The sequence below is a fragment of the Streptomyces sp. WAC04114 genome, from assembly GCF_019733245.1.
In the GTDB taxonomy this organism is placed as follows: Bacteria; Actinomycetota; Actinomycetes; order Streptomycetales; family Streptomycetaceae; genus Streptomyces; species Streptomyces massasporeus_A.
This window is the reverse complement of record NZ_JAIGQA010000005.1, coordinates 69,751-90,190: the sequence shown is the minus strand read 5'-3', so window position 1 is coordinate 90,190 and position 20,440 is coordinate 69,751. Positions and strand designations below refer to the sequence as shown.

21 protein-coding genes and 1 riboswitch are annotated in these 20,440 nt (G+C 70.5%); of the genes, 3 read left to right on the top strand and 18 right to left on the bottom strand.

Annotation, left to right across the window (positions count from 1 at the left end; translation table 11 throughout):
- Window positions 1-12 precede the first annotated feature (12 nt).
- The 4 genes from K4G64_RS03280 to rlmN form a co-directional block, all read right to left on the bottom strand.
- A complete protein-coding gene (locus K4G64_RS03280) occupies window positions 13-1,032 on the bottom strand; it encodes an ABC transporter ATP-binding protein (RefSeq protein WP_221754479.1) in 1,020 nt (339 codons plus the stop codon).
- A complete protein-coding gene (locus K4G64_RS03275) occupies window positions 1,032-2,633 on the bottom strand; it encodes an iron ABC transporter permease (RefSeq protein ID WP_221754491.1) in 1,602 nt (533 codons plus the stop codon). Before K4G64_RS03275 ends, K4G64_RS03280 begins: the two co-directional genes overlap by 1 nt.
- A gap of 38 nt (window positions 2,634-2,671) precedes the next feature.
- Entirely contained in the window at window positions 2,672-3,709 is a 1,038-nt protein-coding gene (locus K4G64_RS03270; RefSeq protein ID WP_221754490.1) for a thiamine ABC transporter substrate binding subunit, read from the bottom strand.
- 124 nt (window positions 3,710-3,833) lie between these two features.
- Window positions 3,834-3,940, bottom strand: a riboswitch (TPP riboswitch).
- Between the two features lie 54 nt (window positions 3,941-3,994).
- On the bottom strand, window positions 3,995-5,101 hold the full coding sequence (rlmN, locus tag K4G64_RS03265) for a 23S rRNA (adenine(2503)-C(2))-methyltransferase RlmN (protein WP_142159051.1): 1,107 nt from the start codon (window positions 5,099-5,101) through the stop codon (window positions 3,995-3,997).
- A gap of 1,086 nt (window positions 5,102-6,187) precedes the next feature.
- Between rlmN and K4G64_RS03260 the strand changes: the two genes are divergently transcribed.
- Window positions 6,188-6,793 (top strand): dihydrofolate reductase family protein, encoded by a 606-nt coding sequence (locus K4G64_RS03260; protein ID WP_221754478.1) that lies wholly within the window; start codon window positions 6,188-6,190, stop codon window positions 6,791-6,793.
- Between the two features lie 94 nt (window positions 6,794-6,887).
- A complete protein-coding gene (locus K4G64_RS03255) occupies window positions 6,888-7,043 on the top strand; it encodes a hypothetical protein (protein ID WP_221754477.1) in 156 nt (51 codons plus the stop codon).
- A 35-nt stretch (window positions 7,044-7,078) separates the two neighbouring features.
- On the opposite strand, the gene K4G64_RS03250 is transcribed toward K4G64_RS03255, so the two are convergent.
- From K4G64_RS03250 to rpsB, 6 genes are all read right to left on the bottom strand, one after another.
- The gene (locus K4G64_RS03250) at window positions 7,079-7,528 is read right to left on the bottom strand and encodes an SRPBCC family protein (RefSeq protein ID WP_031103422.1); all 450 of its coding nucleotides are present in this window, start codon (window positions 7,526-7,528) and stop codon (window positions 7,079-7,081) included.
- 118 nt (window positions 7,529-7,646) lie between these two features.
- The gene (locus K4G64_RS03245) at window positions 7,647-8,774 is read right to left on the bottom strand and encodes a phosphatidate cytidylyltransferase (protein WP_221754476.1); all 1,128 of its coding nucleotides are present in this window, start codon (window positions 8,772-8,774) and stop codon (window positions 7,647-7,649) included.
- Window positions 8,774-9,331: a ribosome recycling factor gene (gene frr / locus K4G64_RS03240; protein ID WP_006136598.1), complete on the bottom strand. Its 558-nt coding sequence runs from the start codon at window positions 9,329-9,331 to the stop codon at window positions 8,774-8,776. The genes K4G64_RS03245 and frr overlap by 1 nt, the downstream gene beginning before the upstream one ends.
- A 165-nt stretch (window positions 9,332-9,496) precedes the next feature.
- Window positions 9,497-10,255, bottom strand: coding sequence for a UMP kinase (pyrH, locus tag K4G64_RS03235; RefSeq protein ID WP_030852122.1), 759 nt, complete (start codon window positions 10,253-10,255; stop codon window positions 9,497-9,499).
- A gap of 184 nt (window positions 10,256-10,439) precedes the next feature.
- Entirely contained in the window at window positions 10,440-11,276 is an 837-nt protein-coding gene (gene tsf, locus K4G64_RS03230; protein ID WP_221754475.1) for a translation elongation factor Ts, read from the bottom strand.
- A gap of 173 nt (window positions 11,277-11,449) precedes the next feature.
- Window positions 11,450-12,376, bottom strand: a complete 927-nt coding sequence (gene rpsB / locus K4G64_RS03225) for a 30S ribosomal protein S2 (RefSeq protein WP_221754474.1) — start codon at window positions 12,374-12,376, stop codon at window positions 11,450-11,452.
- 274 nt (window positions 12,377-12,650) lie between these two features.
- Between rpsB and K4G64_RS03220 the strand changes: the two genes are divergently transcribed.
- Window positions 12,651-13,232: a M23 family metallopeptidase gene (locus tag K4G64_RS03220; protein WP_221754473.1), complete on the top strand. Its 582-nt coding sequence runs from the start codon at window positions 12,651-12,653 to the stop codon at window positions 13,230-13,232.
- A 482-nt stretch (window positions 13,233-13,714) separates the two neighbouring features.
- Here the strand turns inward: K4G64_RS03220 and K4G64_RS03215 are convergent, their stop codons facing one another.
- From K4G64_RS03215 to lepB, 8 genes are all read right to left on the bottom strand, one after another.
- The gene (locus K4G64_RS03215) at window positions 13,715-14,272 is read right to left on the bottom strand and encodes a TetR/AcrR family transcriptional regulator (RefSeq protein ID WP_221754489.1); all 558 of its coding nucleotides are present in this window, start codon (window positions 14,270-14,272) and stop codon (window positions 13,715-13,717) included.
- A gap of 93 nt (window positions 14,273-14,365) precedes the next feature.
- Entirely contained in the window at window positions 14,366-15,208 is an 843-nt protein-coding gene (gene whiG, locus K4G64_RS03210) for an RNA polymerase sigma factor WhiG (protein ID WP_031103428.1), read from the bottom strand.
- A gap of 272 nt (window positions 15,209-15,480) precedes the next feature.
- The gene (dprA, locus tag K4G64_RS03205) at window positions 15,481-16,641 is read right to left on the bottom strand and encodes a DNA-processing protein DprA (protein ID WP_221754472.1); all 1,161 of its coding nucleotides are present in this window, start codon (window positions 16,639-16,641) and stop codon (window positions 15,481-15,483) included.
- Window positions 16,638-18,263, bottom strand: coding sequence for a YifB family Mg chelatase-like AAA ATPase (locus K4G64_RS03200; protein ID WP_221754471.1), 1,626 nt, complete (start codon window positions 18,261-18,263; stop codon window positions 16,638-16,640). The genes dprA and K4G64_RS03200 overlap by 4 nt, the downstream gene beginning before the upstream one ends.
- A complete protein-coding gene (locus K4G64_RS03195; protein ID WP_221754470.1) occupies window positions 18,264-18,665 on the bottom strand; it encodes a YraN family protein in 402 nt (133 codons plus the stop codon).
- Between the two features lie 76 nt (window positions 18,666-18,741).
- Window positions 18,742-19,050 carry a DUF2469 domain-containing protein gene (locus K4G64_RS03190; RefSeq protein ID WP_003993268.1) on the bottom strand — a complete coding sequence of 103 codons (309 nt, stop codon included), beginning with the start codon at window positions 19,048-19,050 and terminating at the stop codon, window positions 18,742-18,744.
- Between the two features lie 56 nt (window positions 19,051-19,106).
- Window positions 19,107-19,631, bottom strand: coding sequence for an NUDIX hydrolase (locus tag K4G64_RS03185; protein ID WP_221754469.1), 525 nt, complete (start codon window positions 19,629-19,631; stop codon window positions 19,107-19,109).
- Window positions 19,621-20,400, bottom strand: a complete 780-nt coding sequence (lepB, locus tag K4G64_RS03180; protein ID WP_221754468.1) for a signal peptidase I — start codon at window positions 20,398-20,400, stop codon at window positions 19,621-19,623. Before lepB ends, K4G64_RS03185 begins: the two co-directional genes overlap by 11 nt.
- Between the last annotated feature and the right edge of the window lie 40 nt (window positions 20,401-20,440).

The following is a 20,440-nucleotide window of genomic DNA, read 5'->3' as shown; positions in this document are numbered from 1 at the left end:
GGCGGCGGAGGATCAGCCGAGCACCACGATTTCGGCCGCGTCGAACTCCACGCCGACCTCGTCCCCGGTCTCCGGCGCGTCCCGCAGCGCGCACGCCGCCTCCAGGCGCGGGGCGTCCGGGGGCTGGAGGTGCACGGCGACATGGGTGCCCCGGAAGGTGCGCGCGGCCACGGTACAGCGCAGCCCCGCGTCGGCGGGCACCAGGCGCACCCCGGCGGGCCGCACCAGCAGGGTCCGGGTGCCCTGCGGGGTGTCCTCCGGCACCGGCACCTTGCCCCACGGCGTGTCCGCGGCCTCGGTCCCCACCGTCGCCTCGACGACGTTCTCGAAGCCGAGGAAGCGGGCGACGAACGCGTCGGCGGGCCGCTGCCACACCTCCAGGGGCGTACCGGACTGGGCGATCCGCCCGTCCCGCATCACCACGACCCGGTCGGCCAGCGCGAAGGCCTCCCCCTGGTCGTGGGTCACGGCGAGCACGGTGGTGCCCAACCGGCCGAACAGTTCCTTCAGTTCAACGACGAGACGCTCCCGCAGCGACCGGTCGAGCTGTCCGAGCGGCTCGTCCAGCATCAGCAGCCGGGGGCTCGGGGCGAGGGCCCGGGCCAGTGCCACCCGCTGCTGCTCTCCGCCGGACAGCGCGGCGACGGCCCGGCGGCCCGCGCCCGGCAGCCCCACGAGGTCCAGCAACTCCTGCACCCGCTCGGCCTGTCGCCGCTTGGGCTCGCCGTGCATCCGCAGTCCGAAGGCCACGTTGCCGCCCACGTCCCGCTGCGGGAACAGCTGGTGGTCCTGGAACATCAGGCCGACTCCGCGCCGGTGCGCCGGCAGACCCGCCTGGTCGTGCCCGTCGAGCAACACCCGGCCGGAGTCGAGGGGTTGCAGTCCGGCCACCGCCCGGAGCAGGGTCGACTTGCCGCTGCCGCTGGGTCCGAGCACACACACGATCTCGTGCTCGGCGACCTCCAGATCGACGGCGTCCAGCACGGCCCGGCCGCCGAAGCGGACCGTCGCGTCCCGCAGGGCCAGCAGCATCAGAACTCCCCCGTCCGGTCCGTGCGGAGCCTCTCCAGCACCAGCAGGGCCACGGCGCACACCACCATCAGAATCGTCGAAAGGGCCATCGCCTGGCCGTAGTTAAGGTCCCCGGGCCGCCCGAGCAGCCGGGCCACGGCCACCGGCAGCGTCGGTCGGTCGGGCCGTGCGATGAACACCGTCGCCCCGAACTCCCCGAGGGACACGGCGAAGGCGAACCCGGCGGCGATCAGCAGCGCCCGCCGCACCAGCGGCAGGTCCACCTCCCGCCACACCCGCCAGGGCGAGGCCCCGAGCACCGAGGCCGCCTCCCTCAGCCGCACGTCCACGGCCCGCAGCACGGGCAGCATGGTCCGTACGACGAACGGCACTCCGACCAGCGCCTGCGCGAGCGGCACCAGGATCCACGAGGACCTGAGGTCCAGCGGCGGCTCGTCGAGGGAGATCAGGAACCCGAAGCCTACGGTCACCGCGGACACCCCGAGCGGCAGCATCAGCAGCGCGTCGAAGCCGCGCACGAACCGCCCGGCGTCCCGGCGGGTGAGCGCGGCCGCGGCGAGCCCGCCGATCAGCACGGCGATGAGCGTGGCGGCGACGGCGTACGACAGGGAGTTGCCGATCGCCTCGATCGGCGGAACCAGGAACACTCCCCCGTCCTCGCTGGTCAACGCCCGGTAGTAGCCGAAGCCCGGCGCGTCCAGGGACCGCTGCACCAGCACGGCGAGGGGCAGCACCAGGAGCACGCCGACGGTGACCAGCACCCCGCCCAGCAGCGCCCACTGCCCCGCTCCGCGCGGTCGGCGCGAGGTCACGGACGCGTCCACGAGCCGCAGCGCGGTCTCCCGCCGCCGCACGGTCCAGGCGTGCACGGCGAGGATCGCGCCCACCGCGACGAACTGGATCAGCGTCAGCACGGCCGCGGTCGACAGGTCGAAGATCTCCGAGGTCTGCCGGTAGATCTCCACCTCCAGGGTGGAGAAGGTGGGCCCTCCGAGGATCTGCACGACACCGAAGCTGGTGAAGGTGAACAGGAAGACCATCAGCGCGGCGGCGGCCACGGCCGGGGCGAGGGCGGGCAGGGTGACCTGCCGCCAGGCCCGCATCTGGGAGGCCCCGAGCATCCGCGCGGCCTCCTCCTGCCGCGGGTCGAGCTGCGCCCAGAGCCCGCCGACGGTCCGCACGACGACCGCGTAGTTGAAGAAGACGTGCGCGAGCAGGATCGCCCACACCGTGGTGTCCAGGCGTAGGCCCCACAGCTCGTCGAGCAGCCCGCCCCGGCCGACCAGCGCGAGGAACGCCGTACCGACGACGACCGTCGGCAGCACGAACGGGACGGTGACGACCGCCCGCAGGACCTGCTTGCCCGGGAAGTCGAAGCGTGCGAAGACGTAGGCGCCGGGGAGCGCGACCAGCAGCGTGAGGGCGGTGGAGACCAGCGCCTGCCAGGTGGTGAACCACAGGACGTGCCGGACGTCGGACTGGGCGAGCACTTCCCCGATCCGAGCGAGGTGCCAGGTGCCGTCGGCCTTCAGGCCGCGCGCGACGATCGCGGCGACGGGGTAGGCGAAGAAGACCGCGAAGAACACGACGGGCGCGGCCAGCAGGCCGAACCGCGCCGTCGTGCCCCGCCGCCGGGCGGCTACTTCAGTACGAGTGAGGTCCACGACTTGACCCACTGGTCACGGTGTTCGGCGATCTTCGCCGGGTCCATGGTCTCCGGGTCCTTCGCCTGCGGGCCGTACTTCACGAACTCCGGCGGCACCTGGGCGCCCTCGGTCACCGGGTACACGAACATGTTGAGCGGCATGTCCTCCTGGAACCTCTTGCTGACGAGGAAGTCGAGGAGGGCCTTCCCGCCCTTGGTGTTCTCGGCGTTGGCGAGCAGCCCCGCGTACTCGACCTGCCGGAAGCAGGTGTCCTCGGCGACGCCGGTCGGGGCGGTGGTGGGCTTCGGCTTGGTGTACAGCACCTCGGCGGGCGGCGAGGAGGCGTACGACACGACGAGCGGCCGGTCGCCCTTGGCCTTCTTGCCGCTGCTGGAGCCGGAGAACTCCTCGTTGTAGGCCTGCTCCCAGCCGTCGACGACCTTCACGCCATTGGCCTTGAGCTTCTTCCAGTAGCCCTCCCAGCCGTCGTCCCCGTACTTCGCGGCGGTGCCGAGCAGGAAGCCGAGGCCGGGCGAGGAGGCGGAGGCGTTCTCGGTCACGAGCAGGTTCTTGTACTGGGGCTCGACCAGGTCGTCGAGGCTCTTCGGCGGCTCGAGCTCGTGGTCGGCGAAGTACTTCTTGTCGTAGTTGACGCAGATGTCGCCGGTGTCGATGGGCGTGACCCGGTGCTTGTCCTGGTCGACGCGGTACTCGGGCTTGATCGTGTCGGAGCCCTTCGGCTCGTACGACTGGAACAGCCCGTTGTCGAGTGCCCGCGAGAGCAGCGTGTTGTCGACGCCGTAGAAGACGTCGCCCTGCGGGTTGTCCTTGGTCAGGATGGCCTTGTTCACGGCCTGCCCGGCGTCGCCGTCCTTCAGGACGTCGACCTTGTAGCCGGACTGCTTCTCGAAGGCCGCGATGACGTCCTTGGAAACGGCCCACGAGTCGTGGCTGACGAGCGTCACGGTCTTGGAGTCACCGGACCCCTGACCGCCGTCGGACGATCCGCACGCGGCGAGCGCGCCGGCCATGCCGAGCCCGACGACGACGGCTGTCAGCCGCTTCTTGTTGTTGCTCACTGGATTCCTCCTGGAGTGACCAGGAGAAGACGCGGCCCTGCCCGGGACTTCCGTGGTCCCGGGCAGGGCGCAACAGCTCGAGTGGTGACCGATCTCCCTACCCAGAATGACCTGGGCCAGGTTCGGAGGGTCTGCGGCCGTGTGCCGCACTCTCAGCGCTGTGGCGCTCCCCTGTCGGAATATGCAGGTGTGGATGGTGCAGGTGTCGCATATGCAGATGTGCTTACGACAGTCAGACTACCGTTCGGTGGCCGCGAGCTGACCACACGCCCCGTCGATCTCCTGACCACGGGTGTCCCGGATCGTCACCGGCACACCATGGGCGGCGATGGCCTCCACGAACGCCTTCTCGTCCTCGGGCCGGGAGGCGGTCCACTTCGACCCGGGCGTCGGGTTCAGCGGGATGAGGTTGACGTGCACGGGCCTGCCCTTGAGCATCCGGCCGAGCCGGTCACCACGCCAGGCCTGGTCGTTGATGTCCCGGATCAGCGCGTACTCGATGGACAGCCGCCGCCCCGACTTGGCGCTGTACTCGAAGCCGGCGTCCAGCACCTCGCGGACCTTCCAGCGCGTGTTCACCGGCACGAGGGTGTCGCGCAGCTCGTCGTCGGGGGCGTGCAGCGAGATGGCGAGGCGGCACTTGAAGCCCTCGTCGGAGAACCGGTGGATGGCCGGGACGAGCCCGACCGTCGAGACGGTGATGCCGCGCTGGGAGAGGCCCACACCGTCGGGCTCGGGGTCGGTGAGCCGCCGGATGGCGCCGGCGACCCGGTTGTAGTTGGCGAGCGGCTCGCCCATGCCCATGAAGACGATGTTGCTGAGCCGCGCCGGGCCTCCGGGCACTTCCCCGTCCCGCAGCGCCCGCATGCCGTCCACGATCTGGTGCACGATCTCGGCGGTGGACAGGTTCCGGTCCAGTCCCGCCTGCCCGGTCGCACAGAACGGGCAGTTCATCCCGCATCCGGCCTGCGAGCTGATGCACATGGTCACCCGGTCCGGGTAGCGCATCAGCACGGACTCGACGAGCGTCCCGTCGAACAGCCGCCACAGGGTCTTGCGGGTGGTGCCCTGGTCGGTCGACAGATGCCGCACGACGGTCATCAGCTCGGGCAGCAACGCCTCCCGCAGCTTCCCCCGGGCACCGGCCGGAATGTCCGTCCACTGCTCCGGATCATGCGCGTACCGCGCGAAGTAGTGCTGCGAGAGCTGCTTGGCACGAAACGGCTTCTCCCCGACAGCCGCGACGGCCTCCTTGCGCTCGGCAGGAGTGAGATCGGCAAGATGCCGCGGCGGCTTCTTGGCTCCGCGGGGGGCTACGAAAGTGAGTTCTCCGGGCTTAGGCATGGCCGTACCAGTGTCGCAGATCCAATCGGGTGACCTGCGGCTGCCGCTCGCCGGGTGTCGACGGCGGTCGTCACCGGTCACGGCCGAGCGACTCCGGACGACCCCGGGACGGCCCGGCCCGATCACCCGTTGGCGAGGAACCAGGTCAGAGATATCCGCATTTGCCTGACAGGAGACACCCACCAAGGGAAAATCATTTGTCCGCACAGGCCAATGGGGTGGGTAGACAGTGAAGCAATCCGACGGCGCGCCCACCGGATCCCGCATCAAAATGCGAGCCAAGATGGCCATTCGGAACTTGAGGGCACTCACTCGACACAGGCCTGACGATAGGGTCAATCATGCGGGCGCGTTTCATCATCGTCACGTTGCTGACCGCTGACAACGACTCGATCACCTCTGCGTCGATTCGCTCCATTCGAGTTGCGAACCTGATGGCATCGATCCAACTCAGGTCACCACCGGCGCATCGGATGCGAACATCTACGTGGTGGTGAACGGCCCCGAGTTCGACAACGAAAGCCGCGGGCAAGGCTGGACTCTCTCATCATGGGATAAAAATATTGCGTTCACTGGGACGCAATAGAAGAGGCGCCATCCTCGCCGGCCCGGTTCACCGACAACTGGTGGATCTGGAAAGACTCCAACTATGGAAACGTGCGACTTCGCAGCGTCGACGAAGTAAGCAACTCCGAGCATCGGACCTTCTTGACCGGACTTCGTCTCGGTGTCGCGGGCGCTGGTCTGTTCATCGCCATCGACAGCCTGTTCCCCCTGCTGGCCAATCGACGAAGGAAGCTTGATCGGTCGCCCCCGACCAGCATGTGCCGGAGCCCGACCTCCGCCTTCACGAGCAAGAAGAGCAGTCACCCGAACCGACACAGCGTTTGGTTCCTGCGAGAGCAGCTACACGGGTGGGGTTGGGGATAGGGATCGCTGTAGCCGCACGCTACGTTCGCCGCCTGTCACAACGCTGATCCCTGCCTGCACCCGCAGGTCCGTACGCTGCCTGGATCGCACAGCGCGGCGATGAGTTTGTGGCTCCGGGCCGGTCCAAGCTCGTGACACCGAGGAAAGGACATCGCCATGTCGGAGCTTCTCGTCGACTTCATCACCTCCCTCGACGGTTACGCGTCGGGAGAGGGATGGCCCGGCTTCTGGGGCCTCGAGGGGCCGGAGTACCTCGCATGGCTGGGCGAGCAGCCCGAGGTCACCTACCTGATGGGAGCGAACACCTACCGCCTGATGTCGGGCTTCGCCGCCGGCGAGGTACCGAGTGGCCAGGACGAGTTCAGGCCCGAGGAGGAAGCGTCCGTCGACGAGCTCACGCAAGCGTCCAAGGTGGTGTTCTCCTCCTCACTCGAGGAGCCACTGACGTGGGCCAACTCCACACTCGTCCGCGACGACGCCGTCGAGGCGGTCCGCGCCATGAAGTCGAAGGGCTCGGGGCTCCTCAGCACGATCGGCAGCCTCAGCCTGAGCCGGTCCCTGCTACGAGCGGGCCTCGTCGACCGCTTCCGGGTCGTTATGTTCCCGGTGATCACCGGGGCCACGGGCGAGGAACGCATCTACGACGGCTATCCGGACGTCGCCCTCGAGATGATCGAGCACCGCACCTTCGACGGCCGCATCCAGCTGGTCGAGTACAAGCCCCGCGTACTCGAGCACCCCCCGCTCGGCGCCCCTGCGTGACGTCACCACGACCACCGGCCTGGACAACCGCCAGACCGGCGTCGACGGGAGCGGAACCACGTGTTCCCGCCAGAGCACCGGGCACGCGCGAGAAATGACCTCCTTCTACGCGGCATCGGTGGAGCTCGCAGGGAAGTGGCAGGGCCCGCCGTGGTTCAAGTGGGCCTTCCTGGGTGTATGGGCGCTCTGCGGGGTGTTCGTGCTGTTCAAGCTGCGGCAGAACGGCTGGAGGTTCCCCCGGCGGCGGTGAGGCACGCGGACTGCGCCGTCGGGGAGCGTGACGTTCTACTCGCCCGTGTGCTCCAGCCGGTCCTTGAGGAGCTGCTCGTTGCGCGGGAGTTCCTTGCGGACCTGGGGGCGTACGACGAGCGGGACCAGGACCTTGCCCATGCCGTGGCCCTCGAAGTCGATGTCGATCGTGACATGGGAGCGGCGGCCCTCGTCGTAGGGCTCGACCTCGCCGTGCACCTGCGCCCGAACGGGGCCGTCGACACCGCGCATGCCCCAGCTGTGCGGCGGGTCGTACTCGGTGACCTCCATGGTCATCGGCATGACGCGCCGTCCTACGTGCCGGGTCACCCGGACCTTCGAGCCGATGCCGACGGGTCCCTCGTCGAGACGCTCCGCCGACACGGCGCTCAGCTGCCACTCCGGCATGTGCCCGGCATCCATGACGTACTGGTAGACCTCCTCGGGGCGGCGGTCGACATCGATGCTCTCTCGGATGATGGCCATGATGGCCTCCTTTGGGAGGTACATCTGAATCGTCCCACTTCGTACCTCCATGGTCTCCCCGAAACGTCGGAGAGCCCCTGCCCGGTCGGGCAGGGGCTCTCCGGCAAGGCCGGTCGGATCAGCCGGATCCCACGAACAGCACGAGCAGCAGCCACACCACCGGAGCCGTGGGCAGCAGCGAGTCGAGCCGGTCCATGATGCCGCCGTGGCCCGGCAGCAACGTGCCCATGTCCTTGATGCCGAGGTCCCGCTTGATCATGGACTCGCCGAGGTCGCCCAGCGTGGCGGTGACCGCGACCGCGAGGCCCAGCACCAGACCCTGCCACCAGGCCCCGTCGTCGATGAGGAACTGCATGCACAGCGCCCCCGCGACCATGGCGAAGGAGACCGCGCCGAGCAGGCCCTCGCGGGTCTTGCCGGGGCTGATGCGCGGCGCGAGCTTGTGCCGGCCGAACCGCCAGCCGACGGCGTAGGCACCGGTGTCGCTGACGACCGTGAGCAGCAGGAAGGTGAGGACCCGCTGCGGCCCGTCGTCCGCGGTCAGCATCATCGCGACGAAGGTCGCCAGGAACGGCACGTAGAACGCCGCGAAGACGCCCGCGGTGACGTCCCTCAGGTAGCCCTCGGGCGGTTCGGTCATGCGCCAGACCAGGACGGCCAGTGCCGTGAGCGCCATCGCCACCCACGCGCCCTCGGCGCCCCGGACGTACCCGGCGACGACCATCGCGGCACCGCCGAGCGCGAGCGGCACGAGGGGCGCCCGGATACCCTTGCGCTCCTCCAGCCGCTTGGTCAGCTCCCACAGGCCCACCACGACGGCCACGGCCACGACACCGACGAAGACGGCCTTGACGACGAACAGCGACGCGACGATCACCGCACCGAGCCCGACACCGACCCCTATCGCGGCGCTCAGGTCGCGGCCCGCGCTCTTCTTCGGCGGCTTGGGCGCCGGCTGCGAGGCGTCGGGCATGAGCTCCGGATTCGTGTCGTTTCGGACCGGGGCGCCGCTCAGCCGAGCAGCCCCCCGGTCGTCATCCTGGTTTCCGCCGAATTCGGTCACGTCGGGCACGATGGGCATGGGGCGAGTCTGAGGCGCTTCATACGCATCGTATGCGGGACCCGCCGGAGCGGCCCCTTGGACGTGCCCGTGGCCCGGACCCCGGACGTGCCCGTGACCATGCCCTTGGTCGTTGGGCCCCCAGTACCCGGCCTGTGGCGGCGCCCCCCAGGAAGAGTCGTTCATCAGACCTCGAGCAGCTCCGCTTCCTTGTGCTTCAGGAGCTCGTCCACCTGCGCGACGTACTTCGCGGTGGTGTCGTCGAGCTCCTTCTCCGCACGGCGGCCCTCGTCCTCGCCGACCTCGCCGTCCTTGATCAGCTTGTCGATGGCTTCCTTGGCCTTGCGGCGCACGGAGCGGATCGAGATCTTCGCGTCCTCGCCCTTGCCCTTGGCGACCTTGATGTACTCGCGGCGGCGCTCCTCGGTCAGCTCGGGGAACACCACCCGGATGATGTTGCCGTCGTTGCTCGGGTTGACGCCCAGGTCGGAGTCGCGGATCGCCTGCTCGATGTTGCGCAGCGCGCTCTTGTCGAAGGGGGTCACCACGGCCATACGCGGCTCGGGCACGGAGAACGAGGCCAGCTGGTTGATCGGCGTCGGCGCGCCGTAGTAGTCGGCCACGATCTTGTTGAACATCGCCGGGTGCGCACGGCCGGTGCGGATCGCGGCGAAGTCCTCCTTGGCGACCACGACGGCCTTCTCCATCTTCTCCTCGGCCTCGAGGAGGGTCTCTTCGATCACCACTTGCTCCTGCGTGTCTTGAGTAGGCCCGGCTGCGGTTCCATGTGGGGCGGCGGCCGGCTGCGTCGCGTCTTCTTCCTGCACGGTTCCCGACCGGCGGGACATTGTCCATCCCCCGGCCCGGCTCCGTCCCGTCCGTCCCCCGGACGGGGTTGTTCTCGGGTCTCAGTCCCGGCTGCCGGGGTCCCCCACCAGCGTGCCGATCTTCTCACCCTTGACGGCACGTCCGATGTTGCCCTCGGCCAGCAGCTCGAAGACCACGATCGGGAGCTTGTTGTCGCGGCACAGCGTGACGGCCGTGGCGTCGGCGACCTTCAGATCGCGCGTGATGACCTCGCCGTAGCCGAGGTGGTCGAACTTCACCGCGTCCGGGTTGGTCTTGGGGTCGGAGTCGTAGACCCCGTCCACGCCGTTCTTGCCCATCAGCAGCGCCTCGGCGTCGATCTCCAGGGCGCGCTGGGCGGCGGTGGTGTCGGTGGAGAAGTACGGCATGCCCATCCCCGCGCCGAAGATGACCACGCGGCCCTTCTCCAGGTGCCGCACGGCGCGCAGCGGGATGTACGGCTCGGCGACCTGGCCCATGGTGATGGCGGTCTGCACCCGGCAGTCCACGCCCACCTTCTCCAGGAAGTCCTGGAGGGCGAGGCAGTTCATGACCGTGCCGAGCATGCCCATGTAGTCGGAGCGGGCCCGGTCCATGCCGCGCTGCTGGAGTTCGGCGCCACGGAAGAAGTTGCCACCGCCGATGACGATCGCGATCTCCGCGCCGTCGCGTACGACGGCCGCGATCTCGCGGGCGATCTTGTGCACCACGTCGGGGTCGACGCCAAGGCCGCCGCCACCGGAGAAGGCCTCTCCGGACAGCTTCAGCAGAAACCGGCCGCGCACTTTGCCGTCGTCGCTCTTCTGGGCCTTGGTCGTCATGGGGGATCCCGCCTCTTTCACGTGTTGCACATACCAAGAAGGCCATTGCCGGTGGGGCGTGGTTCGCATCCCATACGGCAATGGCCTCCTCGTCAGATCTGCTGTCGTCCGCCACTCATGTGGCGGCGTACGCGGACGACTGCTGTCGACCCTATAGGGGTCGGGCGTCGATCGCGGTACGGACTCAGATGCCGACCTTGATGCGCGTGAAGCGCTTCAGGGTGACACCGGCCTCGTCCAGAACCTTCTGGACCGACTTCTTGTTGTCGAGCGCGTACGGCTGGCCGAGCAGCGTGGCGTCCTTGAAGAAGCCGTTGAGGCGACCCTCGACGATCTTCGGCAGGGCGGCCTCGGGCTTGCCCTCGGCGCGGGTGGTCTCCTCGGCGACGCGGCGCTCGGACTCGACGACCTCGGCCGGCACGTCCTCCTTGGAGAGGTACTTCGGCGCGAAGGCGGCGATGTGCTGGGCGACGCCCTTGGCGATCTCGGCGTTCGGCTTGTCCAGCTCGACGAGGACACCGATCTGCGGGGGCAGGTCGGGCATCGTGCGGTGCATGTACGCCGTCACGTAGCCGTCGGCGTACTGCGCGAAGCGGTCCAGGACGATCTTCTCGCCCAGGTTGGCGTTGGCCTCGTCCACGAACGCCTGGACGGTCTTGCCGGGCTCGATCTCGGAGGCGAGCAGGGCCTCGAGGTCGGCCGGGGAGGTCTTGGCGACGTGCTCGGCGATGGTCTTGGCCACGGCCTGGAACTTGTCACCCTTGGCGACGAAGTCCGTCTCGCACTTCAGCTCGACGAGGACACCGGAGGAGTTGTCGTCGGCGATGATCGAGACGACGGCACCGTTCTCGGCGGAACGGCCCTCGCGCTTGGCGACGCCCTTCTGGCCCTTGATGCGGAGCGCCTCGACGGCCTTCTCGACGTTGCCCTCGGCCTCGTCCAGCGCCTTCTTGCAGTCCATCATGCCGGCGCCCGTGAGCTCACGGAGCTTCTTGACGTCGGCGGCGGTGTAGTTCGCCATGAGTCTGTGAATCTCTCTCGAAGTCTGGAAGATCGAAGATCTGCGGATGCGCCCATGGAGCCGGAAGGCGCTGTCCTTCCGCTGACCTACGGGTCAACGGCGGGAGCGGACTTCACCAGCGCCGAAGGCGCTGGTGGGTGCGGCCGCTCCCGCCGTCAACTCGGACTGACGGGTCAGGCCTGCTCGGCCTCGGCCGGCTTCTCGTCCTCGGCCGGCTTCTCGGCCTCGGCGGCCGGAGCAGCCTCAGCAGCCGGAGCGGCCTCGGCAGCCGGAGCGGCCTCGGCGGCGGGGGCGGTCTCGGCAGCCGGAGCGGCCTCGTCGGCCTTCTTCTCGCCCTCGAGCAGGTCGCGCTCCCACGCGGCCAGCGGCTCGCCCGCGGCCTTGTCGCCCTTGCCCTCGGTGGCGACACCGGAGCGGGCGATGAGGCCCTCGGCGACCGCGTCCGCGATCACACGGGTGAGCAGGGTGACGGAGCGGATCGCGTCGTCGTTGCCCGGGATCTTGTAGTCGACCTCGTCGGGGTCGCAGTTGGTGTCGAGGATCGCGACGACCGGGATGTTCAGCTTCCGGGCCTCACCAACGGCGATGTGCTCCTTCTTGGTGTCCACGATCCAGACGGCGCTGGGCACCTTCTGCATCTCGCGGATACCGCCGAGGGTCTTCTCCAGCTTGGCCTTCTCGCGCGAGAGCACGAGAAGCTCCTTCTTGGTCAGACCGGACGCGGCGACGTCCTCGAAGTCGATCTGCTCGAGCTCCTTGAGGCGCTGCAGACGCTTGTAGACGGTCGAGAAGTTGGTGAGCATGCCGCCCAGCCAGCGCTGGTTGACGTAGGGCATGCCGACGCGGGTGGCCTGCTCGGCGATGGCCTCCTGCGCCTGCTTCTTCGTGCCGACGAACATGACCGTGCCGCCGTGGGCGACGGTCTCCTTGACGAACTCGAAGGCGCGGTCGATGTACGACAGCGACTGGAGCAGGTCGATGATGTAGATGCCGTTGCGCTCCGTGAAGATGAAGCGCTTCATCTTCGGGTTCCAACGACGGGTCTGGTGACCGAAGTGGACGCCGCTCTCCAGCAGCTCCCGCATCGTGACGACGGCCATGGCCGTATCTCCTTGAATTTCTCGGTTGTGCCGCGGATGCCGGACGGCTTCCGCGCCTGACGCCCACTGCGCGCCGTTCCACGAGGGACCGAGGGGCGCTTGATACGGGCCCGTTGCCGGGGTTCGTATCGGGGCGTGCGAAGTCGACCCGATGACTCGGGTCGCCACCAGAAGTGTACGGGACCCGTGGGGTGCCGGGTGACGCCGATGTCCACAAGCGGGCGCCCGCCCACAGCCGCGAGCAGCGACGCCGGTGGTCCGGAACGCTTTCCGCATGCGAGCGAACCGTTGTGTGCGTGTCTGTGCACGCCTGATCCTGCTGGTGATCGTCACGGCGACGGCCCTGCTGGCCCCGCCGCCCCCGCTGTTCGCGGCGGACGCGCCTCCGGCCGGCACCGACCCGCCGGCCACCGTGCCGGCCATCGGCCGCGCCTGGCCCGTCGGCTCACGCCCCCGGGTCCTGCGGGGCTGGGAGCCCCCGGCGACGGTCTACGGCCCGGGCCACCGGGGCGTGGACCTGGCGGCACCGGCGGGCACCCCCGTTCGAGCGGTGGCCCAGGGCCGGGTCGCCTTCGCGGGCCGGGTGGCCGGCAGGGGGGTCGTCTCGGTGGACCTCACGGCTACGGGCGATCCGCCCCTGCGCACGACGTACGAGCCGGTGACGGCCACGGTCGAGGAGGGCGAGGAGGTGGAACCGGGCGAGGTGATCGCCACGGTGGACGCGACCGGCTCACACTGCACGGCACCGTGCGTCCACTGGGGCCTGCGCCGCGGCGATAGCTACCTGAACCCGCTGTCGCTCCTGCCACCGTGGCTCCTGCACCGGGGGCCGTCGAGACTGCTGCCGCTGGCGTAGCGGGGGGCCGCCGCCCGCGGCCGCGGGTTTGCGCGCCGCCGCTGGCACAGCTTCGGGTGTACGTGCCGCTGGCGTCGCTGTGGGTGCGCGCCACTGGTGTAGCCCCCTGCCGCTGGCGGGGCCGCGGGTGCGCGCCGCTGGCGTCGTCCCTGCCGCTGGCGGGGCCGCGGGTGCGCGCCGCTGGCGTCGTCCCTGCCGCTGGCGTGGCCGCGGGTGCCTGCCTCCAGCGCAGCCAAGGGCGCGCGTGTCGGTCGCGTACGCAGCTTCGGGTGCACGTGCATGGTGCAGGGCGCCGCCGGCCCAGTCACAGATGCGCGCGCCGCTTACGTAACCGCGGGCGCACGTACCGCCGGCGCAGCTACAAGTCTGCGTGCCGCGTACGCAACCGCGGGTGCACGTGCCACCGGCGCAGCCACGGGTGCCCCTGCCGTTCAGGCGACGGCCGCCGCCCTGCCGCGCCCCCCGGCCCCACCTCCGCGGCGTCAGCCCCGCACACCCCGCAGCGCCATCGACACAGCCGCATCGGTGATCGCCCCGGGCTCCTCCGCGGCCCCGAGCTCGATCCTGCGCACGGCCGCGTCCACCACGCCCTGGACCAGCATCGCCGCCAGCCGGGGCTGCTCGTGCCCGAGCTCGCCCAGCGCCTCGACGATCATCGCGACCAGTCCCCCGTGCGCCGCCCGGATCTTCTCCCGGGCCCCGGCGTCGAGCTCACTCGCGGAGATCGCGACCACGGCCCGGTGCCGCCGGTCGCCGACCAGCTCCAACTGCTGCCGCACATACGCCTCGACCTTGGCCTCGGCGGTCTCCGCCCGTTCCATCGCCGCCGACACGTCCGCCGCCCAGACCGGGAAGTCGACCTCGCACAGCTCCTCGACCACGGCAGCCCGCGACCGGAAGTACTCGTAGACGGACGAACGCGCGAGGCCCGTCCGCTCGGCGAGGGCCGGGAAGGTCAGCGCCTCCGTACCGCCCTCGGACAACAAGGAACGAGCCGCGTCCAGCAGGGCGGCTCGCTGCATCGACCGGTGCTCGGCCACGGAGGCCGCTCGAATCCTTGGCACGTCAACACTCTACGGACGCGTCCCCCCGGACGGGAGTGGTTGTCGCCGACCCGACGGCATCCGGGCAGGTCAGCGGCCGAAGCTCGCCAGTTTCGCTCTCAGCTGCAGCACCGACTTGGTGTGGATCTGACTGACCCGGCTCTCGGTCACGCCCAGCACGTTCCCGATCTCGGCCAGGGTGAGGCCCTCGTAGTAGTACAGCGTGACCACGGTCTTCTCCCGCTCCGGCAGCGTGTTGATCGCCCGCGCCAGGAACCTCCGCAGCTCCCGGTCCTCGGCGACCTCCACGGGGTTGTCGGCGGCGGTGTCCTCCAGCGTGTCCATGACGCTGAGCCCGTCGCCGCCCTCACCGCCCCCGTGCAGCAGTTCCTCCAGGGCCACCACGTTGGCCAGCGACAACTGGCTGAACACCGCGTGCAGTTCCTCGACGGCGATGCCCATCTCGGAGGCCACCTCGCCCTCGCTCGGGGTGCGTCGCAGCCGGGCCTCCAGCGTGGCGTACGCCCGCTCCACGTTGCGCGCCTTCTGCCGCACCGAGCGGGGGATCCAGTCCAGCGCCCGCAGTTCGTCGATCATCGCGCCGCGGATCCGGGTGATCGCGTACGTCTCGAACTTGATCTCCCGGTCGATGTCGAACTTCTCGATCGCGTCGATCAGCCCGAACACCCCGGAGGAGACGAAGTCCGCCTGCTCGACGTTGGACGGCAGGCCCACGCTGACCCGTCCCGCGACGTACTTCACGAGCGGCGAGTAGTGCAGGATCAGCTGCTCCCGCAGCCGCTCGTCCCCCGTCGCCTTGTACGACCGCCACAGCTCGTCGAGCGTCGAGGGAGCGGGCGGCCGCACGCTGCCACCGTCACGGGCGGCTGGGGGGATCGCCGCCCGGTCGGACCCGGAGGTGTGCTGGGGCATTCGTCGCCTTGTGCCGTTCTGCTGCGGAGTGGTGCTGCTGGGGTGGGCTGTCTGTCTGATGTCGAGTTGCCTGTCCGTGTCGGGACCCTCGTGAGCGTAGCGTGACTGCGGTGTCGCGGTGTGCGAAGAGCTGAGGCCAAGGCGAGCGCAGATACGTTCCTGAGGGCGTCCCGGCGGGGCGTGGCGATCGTCCGGTGTGATCACCGGATGGCCCCAACTGGGCGCATTTCCAAGGGTTCTCGGGGTTCCCCCGGACGGCCGAACACCCACGGTCAGCCCGGCCCGCGACCGCCGCGGACCGACATCACCGCCTGGCGTGTCAACTTCCAGCCATCGCCGTGTCGTTCGACGTAGCCGAGTGCTCGGAGTTCGTACAGTCTCGCGATCGCGTCGTCCGGTGCGGTCTGTGCGGAGCGCGCGATCTCGTCCGGCCGGGCCACCCCGCGTCCCGGAAGCGCGGCGAGCACCTGCCGGGCGGCAGGTTCCAGCAGGTCCCGGGGCAGGACGGGGCCGCGCCGGTCGGGGGCCAGTTCCCCGATGTCACCGACCAGTTCGACGACGTCCGCGACGTCGGTGACCAGGGCGGCCTCCCCGCGCAGCAGATCGTGCACTCCGGCGGAGAGCCCGCTGGTGGCCGGGCCCGGCACGCCCATCGTGTGCCGGCCCAGGCGCTGCGCGGCCCGCGCGGTGACCAGGGAGCCACTGCGGTGGGCGGCCTCGACGACCACCGTGCCGCGGGTGAGGGCCGCGATGACTCTGTTCCGCAGGATGAACCGGCTCGGCGTCGGATGGTCCCCGGGTGGCAACTCGCCGATCACCAGACCCTGTTCGGCGATCCTGCCGATCAGCTGGGTGTGGCCGCGAGGGTAGGGCCGGTCGACGCCGCAGGCGAGGACGGCGACGGTGGCGCCGCCGGCTCCGAGCGCTCCGCGGTGGGCGGCGCCGTCGACCCCATAGGCGCCGCCGGACACCACGACCCAGCCGTGCTCGGCGAGGCCGGCGGCGAGGGTCGCTGCCATATGGGCCCCGTACTCGGTGCAGGCCCGGGCGCCGACCACGGCGACGGACTTCAGCGCCCACATCCGCAGACTGGGCCGGCCGCGCACCCACAGTCCCAGGGGCCGGGCGTCACCGAGATCGTCGAGCTGCCCGGGCCACTCCGGGTCCCCGGGAGGGACGAACCGCACCCCGGCCTCCCGGGCGGCCTCCAGATCGCGGTCCGGCCGGGCGGCCTCCGCCCTGGCCAGGAGCCCGGCCCACCGCTTCCCGCTCGCCCCCGGGAGGACGGGCCCGCCCTGCCGTAGCCGCCGCACCACCTCCCCGGCCCCGAACTCCCGCACCCACCGCCCGCCGACGTCGTCGCCGGGCTCGAGGACCCGGGTGAGAAGGACCCGGCCGAGCAGCTCGCCGTCCGGTTCGCCGGCGGCGCTCATGTCAGCGCTCCGATGGCCATGGGGACGCCGCGCGGCACACCGGTGCGCAGCTGGAGCGCGAGGGCGACGTCCGTGGCGTCGGGCCGGTCGTGGCCGAGGAGGTCGGCGACGGTCCAGGCCACGCGCAGGACGCGATCGAGGCCGCGGGCGGTCAGGACACCCCGCTCCAGATTCCGCTCGGCCTCGTCCGTCGCGCCGGGCACGGCGTACCAGCGGCTGCGCAGCTCACGGCCGGGCACCTCGCTGTTCGTGCACCAAGGGGTGCCCGCGAGGCGCTGCACGGCCCGCTCGCGGGCCGCCCGCACCCGGTCGGCGACCGTCGCGGTCGACTCGCCCCTGGCCCCGACGGCGGTCAGCTCGGTGCGGGTGATGCGGTCCACCTCGACGCGCAGGTCGACCCGATCCAGCAGCGGGCCGGAGAGCCTGGTCTGGTAGCGGCGGATCGCCGAGGGCGGGCATTCGCACAGGTCGTCCCGCTGCGAGAAGCGGCCGCACGGGCAGGGGTTGGCCGCGAGCACCATGAGGAACTTGGCCGGGAAGCGCACCACTCCCGCGCTGCGGGCGATCACGACGTGCCCCGCCTCCAGCGGCTGACGCAGGGCGTCCAGGGCCTGGCTGTTGAATTCCGGCGTCTCGTCGAGGAACAGCACCCCGCGATGGGACAGCGACACCGCCCCGGGCCGTGCGATGCCCTGGCCGCCGCCGACGAGGGCCTGCATCGTGGCCGAGTGGTGCGGGGCGCAGTAGGGCGCGACGTCGATCAGCGGCTTGCCCGGGGGCAGCAGGCCCGCCACCGAGTGGACCGCGGTGACCTCCAGCGACTCCTGGCGGCCGAGCCGGGGCAGGATGGCCGGCAGCCGCTCGGCGAGCATGGTCTTGCCGGCGCCGGGCGGTCCTTCGAGGAAGAGGTGGTGCCCGCCCGCTGCGGCGACCTCCACCGCCGTGCGCGCAGAGGTCTGCCCGACGACGTCCGCCAGGTCGTGACCGTGGTCGTGCTGGGCGGCGCCGATGCCGTGCATCCCCGTGGCCGCGCCCGTGCCCGGTACGCGCAGTCCGGCGAGGAGTGGGTCCGGGCGGCCCTGCTCGTCCTGTTCCTCGTCCGGCACGGGCTCGTCCGCCAGGACGGCGATCAGCTGCCGCAGGCTGCGCACGCCCAGCACCGACACCCCGGGCACGAGGGACGCCTCGGCGGCGGCACATTCGGGCACCACCACCTGCTCGTATCCCGCGTCGGCCGCCGCCAGCACCGCCGGCAGCACCCCCCGCACCGGCCGCACCCGCCCGTCCAGCCCCAGTTCGCCGATCATCACGATGTCGGCGAGGACCCGGGGGTCGACGCGCTCCGCGGCACCGAGGACCGCCGCCGCGACGGCCAGGTCGAAGCCGCTGCCGGACTTCGGCACCGAGGCCGGGCTCAAGCCGACGGTGAGCTTCTTCTGCGGCCACTGCGCGCCCGAGTTGACGACCGCCGCGCGCACCCGGTCCCGGCTCTCCGTGAGGCTCTTGTCGGGCAGTCCCACCAGCGTGAAGGCCGCGACGCCGGGTTCGAGATCGGCCTGGACCTCGACGACCACGCCCTCGACGCCGACCAGCGCCACCGAACACGTACGGGCGAACGCCATTCAGGCCACCCCCCGTACATGCTCGACCACGGCGGCGCCGCGGGCCGGCAGCAGCACCCCGACCACGTCGATGCGGACCCCGCCGGGCGGCGCGCCCCCGTGTGTCTGGATCCACCGCTCGGCCAGGTCTCGCAGCCGCTCCGCCTTGTGCGGGGTCACGGCCGCCATCGGATGCTCGAAGGGGCCCTGCCTGCGGGTCTTCACCTCGCAGATGACCAGGACGTCCCCGTCCCTGGCCACGATGTCGATCTCGCCGGTCCGGCCGGAGCGCCAGTTGCGCTCCAGGACCGTCAGACCGGCCTCGGCCAGCCGCCGTGCGGCCAGGCTCTCCCCGTACTTCCCCATGGCACTGCGTGCCAGCTGTGCGGTCATGTCGGCACCACCTCCGGCGCCAACGATCACGCAGCCGCCCCCAAGAAGTGGATCTTGGTGGACGGCTCAGCGATTGTGGACAACTCCGTCACCCACTCGAGGAACCTCAGCCGCTCGGCAGCTCCAGGTCGCTCTTGTTGAGCTCCTCGATGTTCACGTCCTTGAACGTGAGCACCCGGACCTGCTTCACGAACCGCGCCGGACGATACATGTCCCACACCCAGGCGTCGGCCATGGACACCTCGAAGAACACCTCACCCTGGACCGAGTGCACCTGCATCTCGTAGTCATTGGTCAGGTAGAAACGCCGCTCGGTCTCGATCACATATTTGAACAGACCGACGACATCGCGGTACTCCCGGTAGAGCTTCAGCTCCATCTCGGTCTCGTACTTCTCGAGGTCCTCGGCGCTCATGGCATGTTCCCCTTCAGCCGTGCGATCCCCCCATTGTGCGCCAGTCCCGTGAGCCCCTAGACGATTTCCGGGTCAAGGATCACTGGCCTGGCCGGGGGACCTTCGTCGAGCAGCGTGTGCAGCAGCCCGGCGAGTCTGGTCGGATACACCGTCTCATGTGCCCGGCTCAGTTCCGGACACGTCCACCAGCGCGCTCCGGCGACGCTCCGCCGTTCCAGCTCGGTCAGCCCGGTGGCCGCCACCGTCGTGCGGTCCGTACGGGCCAGGTAGTACCACTCGTCCTGGTCCCAGCGGCGGCCGGCGAACGGGAAGGAACACCTGCGCCGCCACAGCACCGGGCCGAGCTCGACCCCGGTGATGCCCGTCTCCTCGGCGAGTTCCCGCAGGGCGGCCTGTTCACGGGTCTCGTCGCCCTCCACGCCCCCGCCGGGGGTGAACCACCAGTCGTCGGCCGGGTCGTCCGGTTCGTGCCCGTGCAGCAGCAGGATGCGGTCCCGCGGGTCGAGCAGGACGACCCGGGCGACCTTGCGCAGCCCGCCCTCGTAGGTGTCCTGGCCCGCTCCCGCGGCCTCAGCGGACACCTGCGGGCTCCGCGCTCCCCCGTCGGGCCCGGTCGGCGCCGGTGCGCTTGGCGATGGGTCCGTAGGCGCCTCCGCCCAGGACGAGCACCGCGCCGGCGATCACGAGAAGGATGATCGTCCGCAGCGGACCGGGCGAGGAGAGGGCGCCGAGCGGCTCGAAGCCGGTGGGGCGCTCCAGCATGCCCTTCATCGGCCATACGACGGAGTCGACACGGGCGTCCACGGCGGAGCGCGCCACGGTGCCGCTGGCGGCGTCGGTCAGGTGGGCGGTGGAGTCCACGGAGTTGCCCCGCTCGTCACCGAGCAGGAACAGCCGGCCCTTGGGGACGGTCACGGTCGGGAAGTTGCTCATCTCGGCCGGTGTGCCCTTGGGCAGGTACGTTTCGTCGATCTCCTTGCCGTTGACCTTCAGCTTGCCGTCCTTGCAGCAGGAGACGGTGTCGCCGCCGATGGCGACCACACGCTTGACCATCGGCGCGTTGGCCCACGTGGTGTCCTTGAAGACGACGACGTCACCGCGGCGCACCTCGCCGCCGTCGACGCGCTGCGCCAGGATCCGGTCGCCCGCGTCGATCGTCGGGGTCATCGAGCTGGTGGGCACGGTGTACGGCCGGTAGACCACCGCTCCCCAGGCGAATCCGCCCAGGAACAGCACGAGGCCCAGTGCGACGGCCAGCCCGGACAACCGCTGTCCGGTCCGGCTGCCCACCGGGCCCGTGCTCGAGCCGCCGCCGCGCGGGGCCGTGTGCGTCATGCTCTCGCCACCCATGGGTCCGCACCCTACCCGGGGGTACCGGCCGGGGTCAGCC